The organism is Micromonospora cynarisoli, assembly GCF_030518815.1.
Taxonomy (GTDB): Bacteria; Actinomycetota; Actinomycetes; order Mycobacteriales; family Micromonosporaceae; genus Micromonospora; species Micromonospora wenchangensis.
The window spans coordinates 5,057,956-5,079,168 of the sequence record NZ_CP130426.1 but is presented as its reverse complement, the minus strand read 5'-3'; the positions used below and the strand labels follow the sequence as shown (position 1 = coordinate 5,079,168).

20 protein-coding genes and 1 CRISPR repeat array are annotated in these 21,213 nt (G+C 67.6%); of the genes, 10 read left to right on the top strand and 10 right to left on the bottom strand.

Features of this window, described 5'->3' with window-relative positions:
- Positions 1 to 13: 13 nt before the first annotated feature.
- On the bottom strand, positions 14 to 301 hold the full coding sequence (locus Q2K16_RS33275) for a hypothetical protein (protein ID WP_489671802.1): 288 nt from the start codon (positions 299 to 301) through the stop codon (positions 14 to 16).
- Positions 302 to 911: 610 nt separating this feature from the next.
- Between Q2K16_RS33275 and Q2K16_RS22035 the strand changes: the two genes are divergently transcribed.
- The 9 genes from Q2K16_RS22035 to Q2K16_RS21995 all read left to right on the top strand — a co-directional run bounded on the left by Q2K16_RS22035 (position 912) and on the right by Q2K16_RS21995 (position 8,827).
- Positions 912 to 1,346: an NUDIX hydrolase gene (locus tag Q2K16_RS22035; protein ID WP_302739814.1), complete on the top strand. Its 435-nt coding sequence runs from the start codon at positions 912 to 914 to the stop codon at positions 1,344 to 1,346.
- A gap of 36 nt (positions 1,347 to 1,382) precedes the next feature.
- Positions 1,383 to 3,269 carry a radical SAM/SPASM domain-containing protein gene (locus Q2K16_RS22030; protein ID WP_302739812.1) on the top strand — a complete coding sequence of 629 codons (1,887 nt, stop codon included), beginning with the start codon at positions 1,383 to 1,385 and terminating at the stop codon, positions 3,267 to 3,269.
- Positions 3,266 to 3,889, top strand: coding sequence for a hypothetical protein (locus tag Q2K16_RS22025; protein ID WP_302739810.1), 624 nt, complete (start codon positions 3,266 to 3,268; stop codon positions 3,887 to 3,889). The genes Q2K16_RS22030 and Q2K16_RS22025 overlap by 4 nt, the downstream gene beginning before the upstream one ends.
- Entirely contained in the window at positions 3,886 to 4,614 is a 729-nt protein-coding gene (locus Q2K16_RS22020) for a hypothetical protein (RefSeq protein ID WP_302739808.1), read from the top strand. The genes Q2K16_RS22025 and Q2K16_RS22020 overlap by 4 nt, the downstream gene beginning before the upstream one ends.
- Positions 4,615 to 4,623: 9 nt before the next feature.
- The gene (locus Q2K16_RS22015) at positions 4,624 to 5,259 is read left to right on the top strand and encodes a hypothetical protein (protein WP_302739806.1); all 636 of its coding nucleotides are present in this window, start codon (positions 4,624 to 4,626) and stop codon (positions 5,257 to 5,259) included.
- Between the two features lie 11 nt (positions 5,260 to 5,270).
- Positions 5,271 to 6,161 carry a protein kinase domain-containing protein gene (locus Q2K16_RS22010; RefSeq protein WP_302739804.1) on the top strand — a complete coding sequence of 297 codons (891 nt, stop codon included), beginning with the start codon at positions 5,271 to 5,273 and terminating at the stop codon, positions 6,159 to 6,161.
- A 111-nt stretch (positions 6,162 to 6,272) separates the two neighbouring features.
- On the top strand, positions 6,273 to 6,437 hold the full coding sequence (locus tag Q2K16_RS22005; protein WP_302739802.1) for a hypothetical protein: 165 nt from the start codon (positions 6,273 to 6,275) through the stop codon (positions 6,435 to 6,437).
- A gap of 114 nt (positions 6,438 to 6,551) precedes the next feature.
- Positions 6,552 to 7,475: an aKG-HExxH-type peptide beta-hydroxylase gene (locus tag Q2K16_RS22000; protein WP_302739800.1), complete on the top strand. Its 924-nt coding sequence runs from the start codon at positions 6,552 to 6,554 to the stop codon at positions 7,473 to 7,475.
- Positions 7,472 to 8,827 (top strand): serine hydrolase domain-containing protein, encoded by a 1,356-nt coding sequence (locus Q2K16_RS21995; RefSeq protein WP_302739798.1) that lies wholly within the window; start codon positions 7,472 to 7,474, stop codon positions 8,825 to 8,827. The genes Q2K16_RS22000 and Q2K16_RS21995 overlap by 4 nt, the downstream gene beginning before the upstream one ends.
- An 822-nt stretch (positions 8,828 to 9,649) precedes the next feature.
- Here the strand turns inward: Q2K16_RS21995 and Q2K16_RS21990 are convergent.
- Both Q2K16_RS21990 and Q2K16_RS21985 read right to left on the bottom strand, forming a co-directional pair.
- Entirely contained in the window at positions 9,650 to 10,513 is an 864-nt protein-coding gene (locus Q2K16_RS21990) for a hypothetical protein (RefSeq protein WP_302739796.1), read from the bottom strand.
- Between the two features lie 79 nt (positions 10,514 to 10,592).
- Positions 10,593 to 10,964: an ArsR/SmtB family transcription factor gene (locus tag Q2K16_RS21985; RefSeq protein ID WP_302746575.1), complete on the bottom strand. Its 372-nt coding sequence runs from the start codon at positions 10,962 to 10,964 to the stop codon at positions 10,593 to 10,595.
- A 190-nt stretch (positions 10,965 to 11,154) separates the two neighbouring features.
- Between Q2K16_RS21985 and Q2K16_RS21980 the strand changes: the two genes are divergently transcribed.
- The gene (locus Q2K16_RS21980) at positions 11,155 to 14,775 is read left to right on the top strand and encodes a DUF4365 domain-containing protein (protein ID WP_302739795.1); all 3,621 of its coding nucleotides are present in this window, start codon (positions 11,155 to 11,157) and stop codon (positions 14,773 to 14,775) included.
- Positions 14,776 to 14,876: 101 nt separating this feature from the next.
- Positions 14,877 to 15,216: a CRISPR direct-repeat array (repeat unit 29 nt; unit sequence CGGAACACCCCCACGTGCGTGGGGAGGAC).
- Between the two features lie 18 nt (positions 15,217 to 15,234).
- Here the strand turns inward: Q2K16_RS21980 and cas2e are convergent.
- The 7 genes from cas2e to casA are packed head-to-tail and all read right to left on the bottom strand — an operon-like array spanning position 15,235 to position 21,193.
- Positions 15,235 to 15,567 carry a type I-E CRISPR-associated endoribonuclease Cas2e gene (gene cas2e / locus Q2K16_RS21975; protein ID WP_302739793.1) on the bottom strand — a complete coding sequence of 111 codons (333 nt, stop codon included), beginning with the start codon at positions 15,565 to 15,567 and terminating at the stop codon, positions 15,235 to 15,237.
- Between the two features lie 12 nt (positions 15,568 to 15,579).
- Positions 15,580 to 16,542 carry a type I-E CRISPR-associated endonuclease Cas1e gene (cas1e, locus tag Q2K16_RS21970; protein ID WP_302739791.1) on the bottom strand — a complete coding sequence of 321 codons (963 nt, stop codon included), beginning with the start codon at positions 16,540 to 16,542 and terminating at the stop codon, positions 15,580 to 15,582.
- Entirely contained in the window at positions 16,539 to 17,159 is a 621-nt protein-coding gene (gene cas6e / locus Q2K16_RS21965; protein WP_302739790.1) for a type I-E CRISPR-associated protein Cas6/Cse3/CasE, read from the bottom strand. Before cas6e ends, cas1e begins: the two co-directional genes overlap by 4 nt.
- On the bottom strand, positions 17,156 to 17,914 hold the full coding sequence (gene cas5e / locus Q2K16_RS21960) for a type I-E CRISPR-associated protein Cas5/CasD (RefSeq protein ID WP_302739788.1): 759 nt from the start codon (positions 17,912 to 17,914) through the stop codon (positions 17,156 to 17,158). The genes cas6e and cas5e overlap by 4 nt, the downstream gene beginning before the upstream one ends.
- On the bottom strand, positions 17,911 to 19,053 hold the full coding sequence (cas7e, locus tag Q2K16_RS21955; RefSeq protein WP_302739786.1) for a type I-E CRISPR-associated protein Cas7/Cse4/CasC: 1,143 nt from the start codon (positions 19,051 to 19,053) through the stop codon (positions 17,911 to 17,913). The genes cas5e and cas7e overlap by 4 nt, the downstream gene beginning before the upstream one ends.
- The gene (gene casB / locus Q2K16_RS21950) at positions 19,050 to 19,706 is read right to left on the bottom strand and encodes a type I-E CRISPR-associated protein Cse2/CasB (RefSeq protein WP_302739784.1); all 657 of its coding nucleotides are present in this window, start codon (positions 19,704 to 19,706) and stop codon (positions 19,050 to 19,052) included. Before casB ends, cas7e begins: the two co-directional genes overlap by 4 nt.
- The gene (casA, locus tag Q2K16_RS21945) at positions 19,703 to 21,193 is read right to left on the bottom strand and encodes a type I-E CRISPR-associated protein Cse1/CasA (protein ID WP_302739782.1); all 1,491 of its coding nucleotides are present in this window, start codon (positions 21,191 to 21,193) and stop codon (positions 19,703 to 19,705) included. Before casA ends, casB begins: the two co-directional genes overlap by 4 nt.
- Positions 21,194 to 21,213: the final 20 nt, after the last annotated feature.

The window sequence follows — 21,213 nt, the reverse complement described above, 5'->3', positions numbered from 1 at the left end:
TCCTCGATCATTTCTAGTTGTCGCGGTGCCACACCCGACGACGCCAGCGCTTCTCCAACTCGTCGCGGATACGCGCGGTAAAGCCGGCGTCGATGCCACTTTCTTCACCGGCTGCTGGAAAGCCGAGCCAACGACTCGGCTTTCCAGCGGTCCTGCCGACGGCCGAGTACATCTGCTCTGCACCGATGCCTGGCTCGTCCCGCTGACCTGCGTCAACATCCTGCTGTTGCCCCAGTCCCAGAAGGATGCGAGGAGTCCACAGGCCTACCGCGATCCGTTCGAGCACCTCGTAGGCCGCCACTTTGCGCACACCCTTAGCGATTTCGGCTGCCCTGTTCGGGGAAACTCCGACAAGCGCGGCTATGCCGCCGTAGGGGATTCCGCAGGCATGAAGGAAACGGAAGATTACGGCAACGTCGCGGCGCTGAAGGTACTCGCGGATCGATCGCCCCTCCCAGACTCCAGAGGTCCACCACGAGGGATCTACCGGGGCACTCGCGGGCACCTACTTCCGCCTAGACGAGAGACATCAACCAGGATCCCTGACATTGACGCCATGACGATTGGCCCATAGCTGGACACCTTTGCCGACGCCATCGAGGAAATGATCCGCGCCGGATTGCCTGGCTTCAACCCCACCGCGCCCCCCACCATGACCCCCCACCGCGGCGTCGACAAACGTTCACGCCTGCCTGCAGGCTGGAGCAGTCCCAAGCCCCGTAACTCCGGTTTTCGTAGCCCAGTTCGTCGACCACTTCGGATTCCGAAACGCCCGGTGACAAGTCCTAGACTCAAGGCCGCTTGCCAGGCGACCAGATGTCCGATCGCCATGGGGGCGCGCGCGACCATGTGTCGCAGTGCCGGCGCTGCTAGGCGCGTCCGGTTCCCACGACTGATGAGGGGTGTTACCGGTGCCTGAGAAGGTCACTAAAGAGAAGGTCCTGTGCTACATCGTTCGTGACGGGAAGTTGCTGGTCTTCCGGCACACCGACTACAGCTACGAGGAAGTCGGCATCCAGGTCCCGGCTGGCAGCATCCGCGCAGGCGAGACGCCGGAAGCGGCCGCGCTGCGCGAGGCTCGGGAGGAGACCGGCCTTAGGGACTTCAAGCTCGTGCGGAAGCTCGGCGAGACCGAGTACGACATCAGCCCATACCGGTTCGAACTCCAGCGCCGTCACGTCTTTCACCTGGAGCTAACCGAGTCGGCACCGGAGCGATGGATGAGCCAGGAGGACCACGACGGGGAGCAGGAGCCCACGCACTTCGAGTGCTTCTGGATTCCGCTCGAGGCCGCCCACATCCTCCAGTCCGGCCAGGGTGCCCTGTTGGGACGCCTGTACGACTGATCCCCGTCCGGTCACGGCCACCCCGGGAGGCAGCCGATGCGCCACACCACTGAACAGCACGACCCGATGGTCCGCCTGTACCGCGGCCTTGATGCCGAGGACACCGGCAGCGCCGTTTCGGTGATCTTGAAGTTACGGGGTGAGACTTGCGATATCGACTGCCTGTACTGCTACGAGAAACGTAAGGAGGCCCCGGGAGGAGCTCGGATCGACGCCAGCCAGGTACGTCGGCTCACCGAGCTCTTCTCGGGGCGTCCGCTCGCCGTCGAGCTGCATGGCGGCGAGCCACTGACCGCCGGGCGCGACCACGTCGCCGAGGTGCTGCGTGAACTGGCCGCCCAGCCCAGTGTGGTGCGGGTCTCGATGCAGACCAACGGCGTACTCCTCGATGAGCAGTGGCTGGACCTGATTGACGCCTTGTACCCGAACCTCCAGATCGGCATCTCCCTTGATGGGGACGCGACAGGCAATACCTGGCGGGTCGGTTACGACGGTCAGCCGGTTTACCCGCGCGTGGCCACCGCCCTGCGGCTGCTAGCCGTTCGCAGCCGGACGGTGGGCGTGATCGCTGCGGTCACCCCGGCCGTTCTCAATCGCGCCGAGGCCGTCCTGGACCACCTCGCCGGCTTCGAGGCAGTCAACGCCATCAGCTTCGTGCCCTGCTTCGATGCATCCGTTCAAGACCCCACCGCCGCCCCTGGGCGGCGGCTTCCCGAGAGCCGACTCCTTCAGCTCGCGGCCGTGCGCGGCCCGAAAGGACCCGCGTGGGCGACCACCCCGGACCAGTACGCCGAGTTCGTGCTCGCCGCCGCCGCTCGCTGGATCGGTGCCGGATACTTCGCCCGCCTGAAACTAGAACCGGCTGTATCCACCATCCGGCGGCTACGCGGGCTAGACACCGGCTTCTGCCACTTCTCCAGTCTCAAGTGCGACCACGTCTTCACGCTCTACCCAGACGGACGACTCGGCAGCTGTGACGAGCTGCCCTGGCCGCAGGCCAAGCTAACCCTCTTGAACCAGGTTCCCGGGCAGAACGCGGTCGTCGCAGCCCAGCGGCGGTTGCCGCTGCTGAATCAGGGCAAGGCCCTGATGGAGCGGTGCACCACCTGCGCATACCAGTCCGCCTGCGGCGGCGGCTGTGTCGCAACCCGCTGGCGCCAGGACCAGGCAGGGGAGCAGGACGCCTACTGCGACTACCGGATACGGATGATTGACGGCATTGCGGCACTCCTCGCCCAGCCCGCCCATCCGGCGGGCGCCTGGTGCCGCAGGGTGAGCTGGTGCCCTCGCACGCCGAACAGTATGCCCGACATCGCCGCCTTCCTGGCACGCTGGGACCGCCCCAATGCGCCCCGTCGACCTGCGCGGCTACACACCAGCGCGCACGGCAACATCAACACGGTCGGCCTGCCCGGGGTGCACGAGGCCGACGACCTGGACCCGGCCGACCCCCAGTGGCGGGAGGCAATCGAGCCCGGGGTCCGCGCCCTTGTCGATGCCGTCACTCGGGACTGGCACCTGGTCACTTACGACAGCTGTCAGGGACACCCCTACCCCGGTCTCGATCTGCCACCCGCCGAGCGCCGGGTTGGCATCCTCCCCCGCAACCGGACCGAATACGCGCACGCTGCTGCCGCCCTGTGCCGCGCGATCACTGCGGCGGAGACCGACCTGCCCGCCCCAGTCCAGGTGACCGTCGGGCGAGCAGAGTTGACCTGCGAGGCCACCGGACGCAGGAGCCCTGTGCTCGACCTAGCCCTGCGGCCGGCCGATGGGCACGGCTGGCCGGCGTACTTCGACGCCGTAGACGCGGCCACCCGCGCCGTCGTCGACATGCTGCGCGGCGAGCGACCCACCGAAGCCGGCTGCTGCTGCCCGACACCACAGGCCACACCTCCGACGAGCGAGGATGTGTGGGCGTGAATCGGGTCACGCACGTGCTGACGATCAACCAGCTTCTGGGGCGGATCGTCTACTTCCACGCCATGTTCATCGAGCCCGCGCTCGAGCCCAGCACGGCGCGCGGACCGGATCGAGTGTGCTGCAACCATGGCCCAGCCTCGGACCGCAGCACCGTGGGCGAGTTGTTGCCAGACTCCCCCTGGCTGGCCCTCGTCGAGGTCGCCGCCACCCTCCCGGCCCATCATCAGCCGTGCCTGCAGGCCGATAGCGCGTGCTGTGCCACCTGCCGTGTTACGGCCACAGCCGCTGCAATCGCGGCTGGATGGGCGCAGACCGAGTGTCGCAGCTACCAGCGGACTGAGCCCGACGAAACGCTCCTGCACTCCTGCAGACTCGCGGCGGCAGCCCGGCTGGGACGGGCCTTCGCCACCCAGCACGCTGCTTCGTGCCCGGTACTGGACCGGCTGACCGTGCCTGAGCCGCTGCCCGGCAAAGAGGAACTGCCGCTGACCAGCGAGTTGCTGACCCTCTGGGCCAACCCGACCGCCAACACCCACCACCCAGTGGCCAGCTGGCTCAATCACTGCACGGGCTTGGACGACGTCCGCCAAGTGCTCGAGACGAGGAGGACCGACTCGTGATCCACATCGCCGAGACCGTCGCGGTCGGCAGCATCGAAAAGTTCCTCCACGCTGAGGAGCGGGACCGGCTTGCCGCCATCATGAACGGCTTCCTCACTGATGAAGCACGGATCCGCTTCGGCGCGCAGCGGGCCACCTCCATCCATGAGATCCCCGGCCACTCCAACGAGCAGGCTATGGCCATCTACGAACCAGCCGGACGGATCGAGGTCCCAAGGATCCCAGACCAAGCCGAGAACCTGCTTCAACGGGCCTTCGACCGCGCCCGCCCCGCGCTGTCCCGCGTCATGCCGTCGATCACCGCCTGCCGGCCGTGGACCTATGTCGAGTACGGCTGCGGCCAGCACATCACCGGCCACCTCGACGGTATCGCCCCTGACCCGCTCGCCTGGCCGCGGCAGATCGCCGGCATCAGCGTGGTGATCTCCGAGGCGGAGGCCGGCGGGGCGTTCTACGTCGAAAGCACCTCCAGCGACCGCCTGTGGAATGACCGCCTACAGCACGACGCCCAGGAGCATGGCTACGCGAATGGCATGTGGCTGGCCAACGACGGAGCGGACCACTCCGCTGACTGGTATACAGCCATGCCCCGCACCCGGTGGAGCGTGACGCCCGCCCCGGGCACTGCCCTGCTCTACGGCTCCCAACTCACCCACGGCACCGATCCGGTCACCCGTGGTCACGTCGCAAAGTTCATCAGCTGGCTGATCGCCGAGAGGGATTAGGGGCGAGGCATGCTGCTGGCCTTGGAGGGAATCGCCGGAGCCGGAAAGAGCACGCTGCGCGACCGGCTCCTGGCGACCGCCGCCTGCGAGGACATCCGCCTCGGGCACATCGGCCAGTTCGCCTGGCTGTCGTTGGAGGCCACCCGAACCATCATCGGCCTACGGGCCGGGCACCCAGCCGCCAGCGGTAAGCGGGCGGTGGCCGCAGTCCGCCGCGACCTCGAACTCCATTCCCGCCACAATCTCCTCCCCGCCCTATCCCTGGGCCCTGTCGTCGCTGACCGGCTTACATTGTCGACCGCCTGCCTACTCGCCTTGCTGCACGACCGTCCTGTCGCCCAATACGTCCAGCAGCTCGCCGAGGTAACGGTCGCGCGCGCGGACCTGACCGTCCTACTCACCACCGATCCTGAGCTGTGCCGTGCCCGGCTAGCAAGGCGGCCCACGACGCGCCGCTTCGGGGAGGACCCGTCGACCGCTGCCCGGCTCGCCGACCTTCACGAGCAGGCCGCCACCGCGTGGATCGAGACGACCGGCCTGCCCCTGTTGCGCTACCCGTGCGCCACTGATCTCGACCTCGACCTGCTAGTCGCCGCCTGCCTGGACCGGCTGCGTGAAACGGCCCCGGATCCGGCACGAACATGAGGGACCGGCCCATGTACCTGCACCCGATGCACCCCGCCGCCTGGGTCCTTGACAAGCTCCGTGACTCCGGCTGGAACCTCCACGACCTCCTCTGCTTCACCCGCGCCAGCACCTTGGTACTCGTCAGCCGCAACGGGACGCCCCCGGTTGTTCTCAAGGCTGGCTTCGGCAGCAACCACGTCCTAGCCGAACTCGACGAGGCAACCCGCAGAGCCGCCTACGGCTTCTACTGGTATGCAGAGATGAGCGAGGCCGAACGTGCCCTGACTCGCGAGGACTTCCGCCACGAGATCACCGTCACTCGCGCCGCTCGAGGCGCCGAGCACGTCGTGCCGCTGCTGGAAGAGGGCAGCACCGACCGATTCGACTGGTACACCATGCCCCACTGCAACGGCGGCAACTTTAGGCCCCACCTCACCACCGCCCTCCACCGACACCAGGTGACAGTCGGACTGAGGATCCTGGCTGACGTTGCCGAGGGCCTGCACACCCTGCACGAGCGTGGGATCGTGCACCGCGATGTCTACCAGGAGAACATCCTCATCCACGACGGCCACGGACTAATCACCGACCTCGGGGCCGCGCGCCGCACCGACACCCCGCGTGGCCCCATCGCCCGGAGCCCGGAGGTGCACTGGCCCCCGGAGTACGCCACCTCCTACGACCGCGCCACCCCAGCTGCTGACACCTTCAGCCTCGCGGTCCTGGCCTACCGCTACCTGTGCGTTGACATCCCCCGCCACGGTCCTTCCCGGCTGGACACCGCACCCGCCAGTCTTCGCCCAATCATCACAGCAGCGCTCGCCCCGGTGCCTGAAGACCGGCCCTTCATGAGAGAGCTGCGCGAAGCCCTGCACCAGGCGGCGGACTCCGCCGCCATGCCAGCTCAGCGCAGCAGCTAACCCATCATCGGCCGGAAGGAGACCCGGTGCCCACCGCCCGCTCGCCGCCGCACCACCAATCTCCAGAAGATGCACGGTCCACCACTCAGCCTCGGAAGGACGAAGACACACATGGACAACGACCGGATCAGCGACTTCCTCACCGCCGTGGACGACCTGCGCGGCGACGACGAGACCGTACGCAGCACCCGCCACACCTCCAGCGTCTCCGCCGAAGGCTGGCCGACCACCGAGGTTCCGGCGGACACCACGGCACCCGCAAGCACCGACGCCTGAACGACGCTTGCCTCACTGACGGCAGGCCGTAGGTGAGCACCTCCTGGGGCTGGCCCGTTACGGGCCAGCCCCAGGCCCGGCCCAGCCTCGTCGAAAGGAAAGGACTCCACTTTCATGGACGCGCCGGCCATCGTCTTCTCGTTCGCCCCCATCCAGGACTACCAACGCGACCGCATCCGCCGGATCCGCGCCGTCCCCAATCCCACTGCCCCGCACACGGTCAGCACCTCCGACTCCCTGGGAACGGATGCCACCGACTACTGCATAGCCCACCACTTTCTCGAAGGTGCTGAGGCCGCTGCCCGTGCCCGCGAGATAGACACCTTCAACTGGTACGACACCAACCCGAATGTGAATGCCTCGGCACTGTCGACACCCACTGCCGTCGGTCCCCGATTAATCCTGGCACCTGACCCAGACCGTCTGCCCCGCTCGACGATCTCCGAGACCCCCTACTACGTGCTAGGGCCGGACACCATCGCTGCCCCGCCGGAGCTGCGGGAACTTGCCACCGCCGCATACGTCACCGGCGTGCAGAACGGCTTCGCCAGTCTTCTCGCCGACCACGCAGTCGTTGTCTGCCTGCTGCGCCACAAGCAGCTCGGCGACACCCTCGACAGCTGGACCATCACCCGACTACCTGGCACCGTCTACTGCGACCACGTCAGGGAACCCGTCGTGCTGGCCCGCGACCTGATCCACGAAGCGGGCCACAACTGGCTCAACGACGCCTTGAACGCCACCGCCTGCACAATCAGCGACGATGTGACGTTCTACTCACCCTGGAAGAAGACGAACCGACCCGCCTTCGGCTTCCTGCACGCCTGCTTCGCCTTCCCTCTCACCATGATTTACACCGCCCGCGTTCTACCCGAGACCAGCGGCGAGCTACACAGGTTCCTGGCTACCTACCTAGACCAGCAGCGAGAACTACTCGCCCCTACCGCCGCTGACCACGCCCGCGCGCTCGCCCTGATCACCGCACCCGAACTGCGGGATCGCATGCACGTCATCCACCGCGAGGCCCTCAGCCTGTGAACCCCACCAACATCCCGACCGGATCCGACACGGCGGGCCTCGCAGACCGGCTAGGTGAGCCCGGCGTCACCCTGTATGTCCGCCACGTCGACGGCCCGCCGGTGCAAGCAGAGACCGGAGCGGCCAACCTCGAACTCGCCACGCCCGTCGGGAAAGACACCACCTTCAACGTCGGCTCCGTCGCCAAACAGATCACCGCATACCTATGCATCCGCGCCGCCCGCGACCGCCTCCTAACCCTGGACCGGCCGGTTGGCGACATCCTGCCCCGCTTCCACATCCCCGACGTCACCGTCGGAGACCTCATCCAGCACAGGGGAGGCATCCGAGACGCTGAATCGCTTCTCTCCCTGGCCGGCTTCCGCGAACTCGACCACTACACCGCCAGCGACCTGCTCCAACTCGCCTACCGTCAGCAGCGACGGGCCGTCGAGCCGGGCCGCTTCCTATACAGCAACACCGGCTACCTCCTCCTCGCAGAAGTCCTCACACACGCATACAGTGCCGGACTCCGCCAGATCGCCGACCAGCAGGTCTTCGCCCCGCTCGGCATGACCTCGGCCCGGTTCAAGAACGACCCACGCGAGGTGATCCCCGGTGCCGCCGCCAGCTACCAGGCCGTCGCCGATGGATGGCAGCACCAACAACGCCCAGCCACCCTGCCCGGCCCCGGCTCCCTGTGGTGCACGGCCGCAGACCTGGACCGCTGGCTCGCCCATCTTCGGCACGAGTGGCACTCCTCGGCCAACGATGCGCTTCCGTTCGAGCGGGACCTCGGCTACTGGCCCAGCGACCAACCGCCGTTCACGTACGGCGCCGGGCTGTACGCCGATCCTCGCCCAAGCCGTACCGCTGTCTTCCACTACGGCCATGAACAGGGATTCTCCGCCGCTACCTACCTCACCGTCTCTGGACTCCGCGTCATCTGTCTGTCCAACCACGCGGGAATAGCCGCAGACCATGTGGCAGCCACGGCCCTCGCCAACATCACCGACGGCATCAACACCGAACCTGGTGAACTCCTCTCACATGCCATAACTTGGAGGCCCTCGTTCAACAGCACCTCGCTCAGCAGAGTCGACACCGACGCGCCCCACACCGAGCTCGGCATCTATGTCTGCGATGAGGTGCCCGGTGCCGTACGCCTGACCCGCGGCGCGGACTCGCTGTGCCTGTGGCGTCGGGGGACCCTCGACCGTCTCACCCGTATCGACTCCGCCACCTACGCCGCGAACGGCTACACGCTCACACTTCCCACCGCTTCGACGGATGTCAGGGCTCCCACGCCCGACGGCTTCATCCTCGACCTCGATCGTGCACCACGGCTGCAGTACCGACGACGGCCTGACTGATCGGCTCCTCTGCCCGCGACGCCGACCCAACGCCAGCAAGCCCGTGACGCCGCGCCACCGTCCCCACGACGGTTCGAGGCACGTCGACATCCTGCGCAGCCGAAGATACCCGCGCCGAGGCCACGGGCCCGGGCTCGAATCGGAAGCGCTTCTGCCCACTGCCAGGCCAGCTTCCAGTAACAGCCCCGCCCAAACCCGCCTGGACCCAACAACACGCACCACGCCACCACCGACAGTTCCGACACGCGCCGACACCAACCCCCGCCGAAACAGACGAGCACCAACGGAGCACCACGGTCCCATCAGGCGGGAGAAGTGGGCGCGAAAATGGGAAAGAAGAAGGCCGTGACCCCTGTTTCCGCTGGTCACGGCCTTGATCGTGAAGTGCGCCCGAAGGGACTCGAACCCCTAACCTTCTGATCCGTAGGAGGAAGGGGTGTCGACCTTCTGCGCCAGATACAAAGTCTCATAACGCGTGCTGTTTTGCAAGCCCCCGTCCAGACGGAGGGCTTTTTGTTTCGGCTGGTCCGCGCGCTGCAGGCGACGGGCAGGGTGGTGGGCTCGCCGCGGCTGGGCTCACCGTGCTGATTTCGACCCGCCCGTGCTCGACCGGTGCCGAACATCCGAGCACCATCGGAGCACCATGCGGGCCGCGATATCCCTCGGATCCGAGCGCCGAGGGTTCTGGCGATGTCGATAGTTAGGTAGCACGCACGCTCCCCCATGTCGGACCGAGGCGGGACCGCTGGTGCCACCCACAGACCTTGGCGCGGCGATCCGCGCTTCGACGACAGCGGGAGCGGGCGGCCGAGTGCGGCGATGTTAGTCGTCCTCAAGGTCGGCGAACCGTTGCTCGGCCGCTGCCTCCGCCATGGCGGCGTCGTCGAAGTCCGGTAGCGCCCGTTCCGGCATGTGCAGGTCGGCGTCCGGGTCGATGCCCTCTGAGCTGCCGATCAGGTCCAGGAGGAATTCCTCGGCGCCGCGCAAGAGCACGGGGTCCTCCGTCCAGAAGCCGAACTCGAGGCTGCGTCGTGACGACGCCGTGAAGTTCGCTGACCCGATCCAGAGTCGCTTCGGGGTGAAGGCGGTGACGTCGGCCGGTCCGAAGTCGTCCTCGTCGTGTTCCCACAGGCGGCCGAGTAGCGCCAGCTTGGCGTGCAGGATCGGTGGCATGGGCCCGTTGGCGCCCACGCCCTTGCGGAAGCCGATCGTCCGCACGGTCGGGATCATCTCGTCGCCGGGCGGCAGCGACCACCCGGGTCCGATCACGGGAGGCTCACCGTCGACCAGGGAGGTCAGTTGCTGCAGCGGGGGGAGATAGCACACAGGGAGACCGGGCGTACGGGCGTTGAGGTCGGCCAGGCGGCGAAGCTTGTGGGGCAGATCCGGCGGCTGCACCTTCTTGTCCCGGTCCTGCTTGCTGACCACCACGCAGGCAGCCTGCAGCGTGGCGAGTTCGTCGAGGAGTTCCGGATCGTCCATCCACATCGCGCAGCCGAGCAACGTCGCCCCAGGGCCATGGTGTTGGTCCCACCGCTGCTGCCGGTGCTCTCGGAAGTCGCGGATTCCCTGTATCAGGCCAGCCAGCACGTCCCGACCGAAGAATGCCTGATTTCCGGCCGGGCCGACGTCGAGCGCACGGTCGTACCACTGCTTGAATTCCGGCTGCGCTTCCTCGTCCCCCATGACGGCAGGCTAGAACCTTCGCGCCTGCGGCTCGACCGCCGGGTCAGGAGGCGTTGGCGGCGGTCTTCCGTGGCGTCGGTCAGCGGATCTTCTTCATCGCTCGCTTGCGAGGCGGGGTCAGCAGGTCGGCGATCGTGGCGATGGCGGACGGCACGAGGCGGTAGTAGGCCCAGACGCCGCGCTTGTCACGCTCGAGCAGGCCGGCCTCGGTGAGGATCCGCAGGTGGTGGCTGACGGTCGGCTGGGAGAGTCCGAGGGGCGCGGTGAGGTCACTGACCGACGCCTCTCCCTGCGGGGCCGACTGGATCAGGCTGAGCAGTCGCAGCCGGGCCGGGTCGGCGAACGCCTTGAGCACGCCCGCGAGCCGCTCGGCATCGGCACGCTCGATCGGCTCGCCGGCGAGGGGCGAGATGGCGGGCGTCTCGGTCTTCACAGTTCCCACGCCTTGCATCGTTGCAGCAAGAACCGTCGATCCGCTGGTGAACGAGGGCAGGATCACCGTAAGTTCGCGTGGGAGGCCAGCGCTCCGCTCTGTCTCGGCGTGATGATCTACGGATCAGCGAGCCGATCGGCGGTGCCCGATCCGCGACACGCGCATCACGTGTCCGCGCGACAGCGGGTCGTGGCACGAGAATTCCTCTATGACCGTCGAGCCGACCGAGTTGCCGACCCGCGCTGACACTCACCAAGTTGAGCGTGAGGGCGTGCTTGAGGTCGATGTTATGGTCACAAAACGCTTAAGGTGGATTTTTCGGGAGCAGTCGATCGCGGATTACGGTATCGATGGGCACCTGGAAGTCGTGTCCGACGACGACCATGTGACCGGCAAGCTCATCGGTGCCCAAATCAAGAGCGGTCCGTCATGGTTCTCCAAGAAGGCGCCGGGCGGGTGGACGTTCAACGAGAGCAACCTCAAGCACTACAACTACTGGCTCGGTCACAGCCTGCCCGTCATCGTGGTCCTACACGATCCTGCAACCGAGAAGCTGTACTGGCAGGTCGTTGACCACTCCACCGCGAGAGTCACCCGTGACGGGTCCGGTAAAGGGTTCAACATCATCGTGCCGGCGGCCAACGTGCTGGACGTTACTGCGAAGCCGGTGCTCGAGGACGTCGCCCGCAGGTTGGGGCCAGCGGCGCTAGCCGTGTACGACCAGTCGCTGCAGGTGTTGCCTTGGTCGACGGCGCGGGTGTTGCAGGCGGTGGAGGCCGACGATCGGACGGGGGCCGCCCGGCTCGCGCAGGTTCTGGCGGAGGGACGCGCGCAGCCGCGCTTCACTGCTCGGCAGGTGCTGGCGGCGACACCGAGTTGGCTGGTCGGTAGCAAGGTGAGTGCCGAGTTGTGGGCGGCGACCGCCGCGTACGCCAACGCGCACGGCGAGCACGACGTCGCCGTCGAGGCGTTCGGCATGGCGGTGAGCGCTGGTGGCCCCCAGGCGCCCCGACGGCGCGCGCTCGGAGGGCTTGCGTTGATCAGTGCCGGGCGGCGGGATGAGGCGCGGGTGTGGTTGGAAGAGGCAAAGGCGGATGGAGCCATCCTGCTCGCCGACGTTGGCCTAGCCGCTCTCACCATTCCCGCTGACGAGGCGCAGCAGGTCGAGCTTCCCCCATCGCTTCTCGAGGCGTCAGAGGCCGAGATCGATGCCGAGCCCACCGTGCTGAACGCGCTGGCGGAACAGCGGCTTCGCGCCGGTGACGTCGACGGCGCCGTCGACTTCGTTCGACGCGCCGTTGACAGACCCGACGGGTGTGATCCAGCAATGCGGCTGCGGCTGGCGGAGATGCTGCGACGCCGTATTCAGGAGCACTCGGGCTTCGGTGGTCCCGACAGCAGGGAGGCACGCCAGCACGCCCGGATGGCGTTGGATCAGTTCCGCCGATGGGCTGGCCCGAGCGAGAGCGCGCTCGGGGAACTCCTCGACCTGGAGCTTCTGGATGGCGATGTCGCCATGGTGGTTGAGCTGGCTCTACCGCCCACTGCGGGGGGAGCTGCATCCGACCGCGAGGCTGTAGCGCCCGAAGTCGCACGCCGTGGCGCAACAGCTGCTCTGATATCCGGTAAGGCGGATGCGCTGGCGGTGTTTCGGCAGACCCTGCAGGGTGACCCGTATTTGGCGCAGCTGGATGCGCAGAGCCTCGAGGTCCAGGGTGGCGATCTAGCGCAGAGGCGGCAGGCATGGACGAATGCGCTACGTGCCGCCGATAACGACCGAAGTCGCGCCTCGTGTGTGATGCGCCTGGCTGACCTTGGCGTCTGGCCAATCGCGGAGGCCGACGACCTCCGTGCCCGCTCGATAACCCCTGAGTGGACGTACCACCTGAACGAAGCCGTGGCCCTTGCCGCGACAGGAGACCTTGCCCGGGCGTTGCCAGTTGTGCGGGCCATGGCGCAGGACCGCGTTGCCGCCGCGGTTCGGCTGGTCATGCTGCTCCAGTCGCATCAAGGCGGGACCGTAGCCGCGCAGGAGTGGCGACAGCAGTACGACCGCTGGCAGGACATCGCCCTCGTCGAGGTCCTGCCCGAGGCCGCGTGGGACACGGCCGATGACGGCACACCATCCCTGGTTACCGACCTTCTTGCCGACCCCCGACTTTCAGGCGAGGCCCGTGCCCGGCTCCGTCGCCGCCTTGTCCACCATCTCCGCGAGTGCCGCAGCTGGGACCGGGTGATTCGCGTATGCCGAGCTGGACTGCAGGAACGCCACGACGACTACCTCGCCTGGAGCCTGGTTCAGGCACTGCAGACCACGCGCGACGTTCCGGCCGCGCGAGCCGCGCTCACCCAATACTGCCCGGGTCCAGCCACCGAGCAACAGGCGCGGCTCTGGGCGCAATTGCACCTTGGCGTCGACCTCACCGACCAAGAGGCCAACACTGCAACAGATCTCGCCGAGCGGTTCCTCGACGTACCGGCTCTAGCCGAGGGCCTCACCGCACTGCTGCTGCGCGAGCAGGGCCGCCGCCGCCGAGAGGGCGCCCCCGAGTGGCCGCAGCCCTTGCAACAGCGCATCGAAAACGTGTCCGCAACCGTGCATGCCGGCGCGGATCCCGAGGTGGTCGCAGAGAATGTCGTGGCCGAGCGACTCGGACAGATCGGCTACGAGCGGCTAGAAGTCCTCCGCCGCCAGGTCCAGCAGGGCCATGAACCCCTCGCCACTTTGGCGTCGCTGGCGCGTAACCCGTACGGCAAGATGCTGCTGTTGCGCACCGCCGGCATGACAGTCGCCACCGACCCCGAACCGGCCATCGTCGCTGCCGGTGTAGCAGCGGCCCGTGAAGCCCTGACGAAGGGCGAGATCGTGATAGACCAGTCGGCGTTGTACGTGCAGCAAGTCCTCGGACGCGAAGGCGAGCTGTTGAGGACTCGCTTCGCACGGCTGCACACGCCGGGCAGCGCCGCCGACGATGCCATCCGCACCCGCGACAGCGTCTGGGCCACCACCGCCACCGACCTCACCTTCGGAATCCACAACGGACAACTACGCCGCGAAGCGATCCCCGATGACCGCCGAGCGACCCTGCGCGCCTACGCCGTGGATCTTGAACAGATCACTACCCGCCTGACGCTCCATGACGTCGAACCCAGCCGCGGGCCAGCCCTTGATTCCGTCGACCTCGCCCATCAGCTCGGTATCGCCCTGTACGCCGACGACGTCGCCCTGCGCCAAACCGCGCGCGCCCAAAGCGTTCCCACCTTCGGCACCACCGACCTGATAACCGCAGCTGGAATATCGACGGACCAGGCGATCCAGATGATCCGTCAACTCGGGGCCGAAAACGTTGTCGATCTTCCGTTAGACGCTCACGACCTAGCGCTGCTGGAACCTGACGGGGCGTGGCGCGGCGCGGGGCTGCTCAACATCAGCCGCAGCCAGTGGTGGAAACGCCTCAACACTCAGCGTATCCACGTGTGGCGTTCCGTGGTACTGGCGGCCATCCAGGTATCCGGGGAAAACCTAATCCTCGTCACCAAATACGCACTACAAGGCGCCCTTCAGGACTGCCCGGACGGGCAACGCACGCAGCGATACCAGCAGGTCGTCGTTGCCGCACTGGACGCTCTTCACGAGAGCAACATTCCCGCACCTCACGACTACCTCGGTCATCTCAAAGCAGCAACAATCGACGGAGTCGCCCCCGCACCACGCGTCACCTTCCACGCCCTCATGGAGGCCCTACGCGAACGCGGAGTCGACAACCCGCCCGCCGAGGCCGCTGCTATGCTTCCGAAAATCGCCAACGACGCGACAACCTGGATGTAGCTCATCGGCCCGTCGATGCCGGGCCCACAAAGTGGCCGGTTGATGTTCTCCCCACCCACGCGGGGGTGATCCGCCGGATCGGTCGCAGGACACCGGGGGGCACGAACACTCCCACGTGCGTGGGGAGGACTCACCGGCCTCCCAGAACCCGGACCCGGACCCGGTGAGCGGAACACCCCCACGTGCGTGGGGAGGACGCCTTCAGGGTCTGCCGCAGCGCCGGGGTCATCGGAACACCCCCACGTGCGTGGGGAGGGCTCCGCGATGCGATCTCGGAGACGGGCCGCCGCCGGAACACCCCCACGTGCGTGGGGAGGACCGGAGATCACTGGTCTTGACGTTGCGGTACACCGGAACACCCCCACGTGCGTGGGGAGGACACCCTCGGCACCGTGGCCACCCAGGGCGTCGGCGGAACACCCCCACGTGCGTGGGGAGGACGCTTCGCGACCTGCGGTTTTACCAGCCTTCTGGCCAGATTCTGTCGGGGGTTGTGGTGTCGGGCTGTTGGGGTTCGAGGGGGCTCATGGCTACGAGGGTGAGGCCGTCGAAGTCGATGGGTCGTCGTCGGCGTTGTCCTGCGGTGCGCAGGGTGAAGCCTTGTTCGGTGTTGTCGGGGTGGATGAGGACGGCGGCGCCGTCGCCGACGACGGCGCTTGCGGCGTTCCAGAGTTCGTCGCGGACTTTGGCTGAGAGGGTGCCGACGAACGTGCCGGGGGTGACTTCGATCATCCAGCGGCTGAGTGCGCCTCGTAGGTGGTCGGGTACGGCGGTGGTGGTGAGGACGACCATTGAGGCCATGGTTCAGTCCCAGGTGTCTGAGCTGTAGTTGACGCCGGAGGGCATGGTGCCGGTGTCGGGGTCCCAGAGGGAGGTGATCTCGGCTGCGGGTTGGCGTTGCCGGGGTGCGCTGTCGGGGTCGAGTAGGTGTTGGATGTCGGTGACGATGGTGGGCATGAGTTTCAGTAGGCGGAACTCTTCGCGGAGTTTGCGTCGGACGTCGCGTTCGGGTTGTGCGGAGGTGCTCATGGAGAAGGCGAGTGGCGCGGTGACTTTCGCTTTGTAGAGGTCGGCGACGTCGTAGACGAAGGCGTGTTGGGTGCCGGTGTGGACGAAGCCGAGCGCTGGTGAGCAGCCGAGGGCCAGGATCACGGCGTGGACCACTCCGTAGAGGCAGGCGCTGGCTGATGATAGTGCCAGGTTGACGGGGTCTTGGGTGTCCCAGGCGTCGGGGTCGTAGTTGCGGCGGAATTTGCCGGTTCGGTATTTCTGCGCGAGGAGTCGGTAGAGGGTTTTCATCCGCTGGCCTTCCATGCCGCGGAGTTGCGCGAGGGTGGTGCCGTCGGGGACGGGTTCTCCGAAGCGGCGTTCGTACATGTGGGTGGCGACTTGGAGGCGTTTGTCGTCGTCGGCCCAGCAGCGGACCTGTTTTTCCAGCCAGGTGGTGGTGAGGGAGGTGGGGGTGATGCCGGCGTAGCAGCGTACGGCGCCGGAGCCGACGCAGACGATGGTGGTGCCGTGTCGGGCGAGGGTGGACATGGCGCGGTGGGTGATGGAGGTGCCGGGGCCGAGGAGGAGGCAGCTGATGGCGGCGGCGGGGAGGTAGACGCGTTCGGTGCCTTTGGGGGTGTCGACGTGGGCGAGGACTCCGGTGTCGTCTTGGACGATGCGGACGATGTCGGCGTAGAGGAAGCTGAGCGAGTCCGCCACGCGGGGGAGCATGGCCAGGGTGGGGGCGGCGAGTCGCCGTCGCGCGGTGGAGGTCATCGGGTGGGGGCGAGGCTGAGTAGGCCGCAGCCGAAGGATCGTCCGCGGCCGATCCCGGAGAGGATGGCGGTGCGTGCCTGGTCCGGGTCGGTGATCACCGCTTGGCCGTCGAAGCGGGTGATGGCGTGGCGCACGGGGGTGGCCCGTCCGACTGCGGCGGGTTGTGGCTCGGCGTGCAGGTTGTGGAGGTGCAGGCCGCTGGCTTCGGCTTTGCGTTGCCACCATTGTTCGGCCTGCGGGCCGGAGAGTGCGACGACTTTGCCGGCGTTGTCGCCTTTCCAGGCGCGTTTGGAGGCGTTGGCGGCGATGCGGTAGTGCACGGTCATCCCGCTGGTCAGTGCGGTGAGGAGGGGGGTGATGTCGCGGGTCTGGACGGTGCCGTAGCCGTCGGGTAGCCGGCTGGGGTCGGGGGGCATGGTGGTTTGGATCAGCAGTGCCGGGCCGGTGGTGGTGTGGTCGAGTCGGAACAGCGCGCCTGCCTGGTGGCGTGGTTGTTCGCCCAGGTCGTCGGGGAGCAGTGACATCACCCGGCGGTGCACGGCGGTGATGTCGCGTAGGTCGTGTCGTGCCGCGGGGTGTCGGAGGTCGGGTGCGATCCGGGTCAGCCAGGCGGTCACGTTCCGGCTCCTTGCAGGTACTTGTCGAGGGCGTCCAGGTAGGGGATTCCGGTGCCGGCGCACAGGTCGGCCGGCAGGGTGCGGGTGGTGACGTGGATCTGGCGGGTGAGGTAGCGCCGCCGGTTCGGGTGCAGGTCCACGGGTACGTCGTTGAGGGTCATCCGCTGTGCGGCACCGTCCTCGCCGGGTGCCTCGGTCACGAAGTCGACCGTGACTGTGGCGTGGTCGCCGGCGGGGCGACGCCGGTGCAGCGGGAGATGGTCCAGGTGATCGACCGCGTCGTTGGTCGGACCGGTCAGCACGAAGGGGTGCTCGACGGGGCAGGATCGGCGTCCGAGGTAGGGGGCCCAGACGGGTGTCGTCAGTGCCTCGTGTGCTCGTTCGATGAGGTCGTCGGGTCCGGTGATGGCCACGGTGAACACCGCGTCCGCCAGGTAGAACCGGCGCGAGACGATCGTCGCGGCGCCGGATGGGCGTCGTTTGCCCTCGGCGGTCGGCACGGTCCGGTCGGCGGGGAGGCCACCTCCGACGGTGTGGAAGTCGGACATGAGCGTGCCGGGCCGGTCGACGCGGACCGTCAAGCCCATCGCGGCGAGGTCGTGGAGGGACTCGCCGCGGCGTCGTCCCAGGGCCGCGGCGATAAGGCCGATCATCGCCGATCGGGTCGGAACCGTGGCGGTGTCCCGGACGCTGAAGGTGCTGTGGTCCCCCCAGGACTGCATCGGCCCGGCCAGCCGCAGCAACAGACCGGTCACCGCGTCCTCACGTGGTCGACGGCTGCGGCGATCAGGCTGTCGAAGCTCTGGCACGCGTCACCAAGTTGCTCCAGGCCCTTGTCGTCGATCGTGGCATGCCCGTGAAAGATGAGTCCCCGGTCGCCGATGAGCCGGTGGATCCGGCCGGCGTAGTCGGCAAGCCGCTGCCGCGAGGGTTCGGCGTAGCCGCTGTCCAAGGGTGCGCGGACCGGGGTTTCGAAGGCGCTGGCCAGGGAGACCGGCCGGTCGGCGCGGACCGTGACGTAGGCCAGGTCGGGGACGGTGAAGGGTGCGGTGGAGTTCTTCTTGGCCTGCGGCATGGCGGTGATGAACGCCGACAGGAACGCGGTGGTGAGCTCGACCGCGGTGGCGGGGTCGCCAAGGTTGTTGCTCAGGTCGTCGAGGTTGACGCTGGCGTACCGGTAGAACGTACCGGTGCTGAACTCGGCGCTGTTCATGTGTCCGCTGCCGGTCTGGTCGGCGTCGGCCTTGAGGTCGTCGACGGCGGTGAAGAAGTCGACCTGCGGGTCGGTGGCGTGGGTGGTGAAGGCGTGGGCGACCTGGACCGCGCCGTCGACGTTGGTGCCGGGCAACTCGGCCAGCATCCGCCCGAACAGGTTGATCACGTCGTTGCGTCGCCCCATCACCTCGCGTACGCCGTCGGCCGGCAGCGGCGCCTCGCCCTTCTTCAGCTTGACGGTCCCCGACTGCAGACCGACGAGCCGTTCACGCTGCTGCACGCAGAGGTCGGCCAACTCGTCGAAGGCCCGCTCGGGAAGGTAGAACAGCACCTGCGCCTCGCCGGTTGCCTTGTCGACCTTGAAACCGTCGGCTTTGACCGCGATCGTGGCGAGGGTGGCCATGACCTGCGCCGCCGCGTAGGTCGCCAGCTCGGGTTCCCATCCCCGGTAGGTCAGGCGGCCCTGGATGGCCTGGGGAAGCCGTCGGGTGCGCTTGGCCGTGTCGCCGGTAGAGGTTTCGACCTCCTGCCGTACGGCGCGTTTCCAGCACTGGCTGGACACCCGGGTACGGTCGGCGTAACCGAAACGTACCGACTTGGGTGAGCCCAGGTCGTCGCGGTTGAGGTTGGCGTACGGGATCGTCTGCAGCAGGTGGATCTCGACGTAACGGGCGGTCATGCGGATTCCTCCAGGTTCTGGTGGTGCTTCTCGGCACGGCGGTCGGCGTCGTGCAGGATGCGGTAGTACGACTGGAGCCACTGTTTGGCGACCCGGTCACGGCGGTACCGCCACTGGCAGAGATCGTCGAGGAGTTGTCCCCAGCTCACCGGAACCTCGACGGCGCCCAGATGCCGCACGACCCCGGCAAGCTGCTGGTACACGCCCGGGTAGCCCTGCCGGACCAGCAGGTGGAGCCGCTTCTCGGCGGTGGCCCGGTTCATCGCCCGGCGGCCCTTGCCCGGCCGGCACACCGCCCAAGCCAGCGACGCCCCCAGGTTGGGCCGGCTGGCCGCCTCACCGTCGACGCCCGGCCCGGCCGCTTGCTCAACCGCCGCTTCCTCAGGCGCCTCGTCGCTCGTGTCAGTCTCGGGCCGGTCACGGGTCGCCGCCGCGATCATCGCCGCCACGGCGTAGTAGGCGTACTCGCGATCCCTGGACACCTCTGCCGGGATCAGTGGCGCCACGACGGCATGCATCGTGTGCGCCTGCTCAGGAGAACGCCGCAGGCCGCGACGCAGAGCCGCCCGCCGGCCGCGATCACGCCGACACTGCTCGGCGACCCGCCCGACGAACCAGTCGGAATGTCTCTGGGCGATGTCCGCAGACGTCACGGGGTAGATCCTTTCTTCGCCAGGGTGGGAGCGGACAGCAACCGGTGCGCCGTCTGCACGGCCCGCACCATCCGAGGCGGGCTGGCCTCCCCGTCCGCGGCGTAGTCGATAGCCTCATGCCCGAGCCGAGCGAAGGCCCGGACACCCTCGGTAAACCGGCCCTCACGGACGCACTCCCAGAACACCGCCTCCGCCCGCGCCCAGTAGTACGCCTCACCCACCCGCGCCCACGGACCGTCCCGGTCCTTGACGTTGGCCACGTCCCGCCACGCCTGCCGCAACGCCGTACCCATCCGCCGACCGGTCTTCTCGGCCGACCGGGTCAGCAGGGCCACCCCGTCCGCCGTCACCGGATCGCGTTCCCGCAGCCAGCCCAGCACCGGTGGGGTCACCGCGGTGAACCACTGCCGGTCCTTGGCCTGCCTGTCCTGGTCGAACCCGTACGCCCGCACCCGACCCCCCAACTCAAGGTCGACCGCAGCGATCATGATGTCCGGACGGTGGGTCGTGACCTCCGTGTTACCGCCCAACAGGGCGTCGACGTCGCGCCACAGCGCGCGGGAACCGTCGGCCGGAAGCTGGTACCAGCCGCCCTCCTTGTTCTGCCGGCGCACCACGTACGGGTCGACCTGCTCCGGGCTGGGAAGCCGCCACGCCCACGTGACGTAGGCGTCGGTCACGGCCTCACCCGTCGCGTCGGGAACCAGCAACACCGCATGCCGGGACCGGCCGGTCAAAGCACCACACGGCCACGACGCCGACCACGGCACACCCAGCGGATCCGGCAGCTCATCCCGCTCCCAGGGACACAGATCAGGTCCCTCGTCCTGCCCCGACATCCGCGGCGGAACGCCCACGACCAGCGACTCGAACAGGTTCTCCCCCAGCGGGTGGTACGACATGGCACCCCGCAACGGGCCGGCATTGCTGTTGGCGAACTTCTGCCCGCCCACCTCACGGCTGATACACCGACCCGACGCCCCGTAATACAACTGCGCAATCAGGTACCAGGCCGCTTCACCAGCCGCCACAGCCACCGCACCAGCATCCGTGTGATGACCGAACCACACCTGCGTGTTACCGGCCGGCCGGTCGAACACCAGCTTGTTCACCCCCGACGACTTGGGACACTCCCCCGCCAACCGAGGATCCTGCATCCACGGACGGACAGGATCAAACAAGTCGAACCGCCCCCGGCACCTGGCGAAATAAGCGTCCACATCAGACGCGACGAACGCCCCACGATCCAGCACCTGCTCCTGACGCTGCCGCCACCGTGCCCCGCCCACAGCATCCAGCCCAGTCACCCGGGCAGTAATCGCATACAAGATCCGCCACAACCCCGACGCCGCCGGCGGCACCGGCAGAACCACATCATCGAACTCCGCCGCCCGCACGAACAACTCCCGGAGCCCAACCAGTCCAGGCTCGCCGCCCGCTACTACTGGTATCCATGGTCGATCAACAAGATCGAACGACTTGGTCATCACGTGTTATCGCTTTCAGC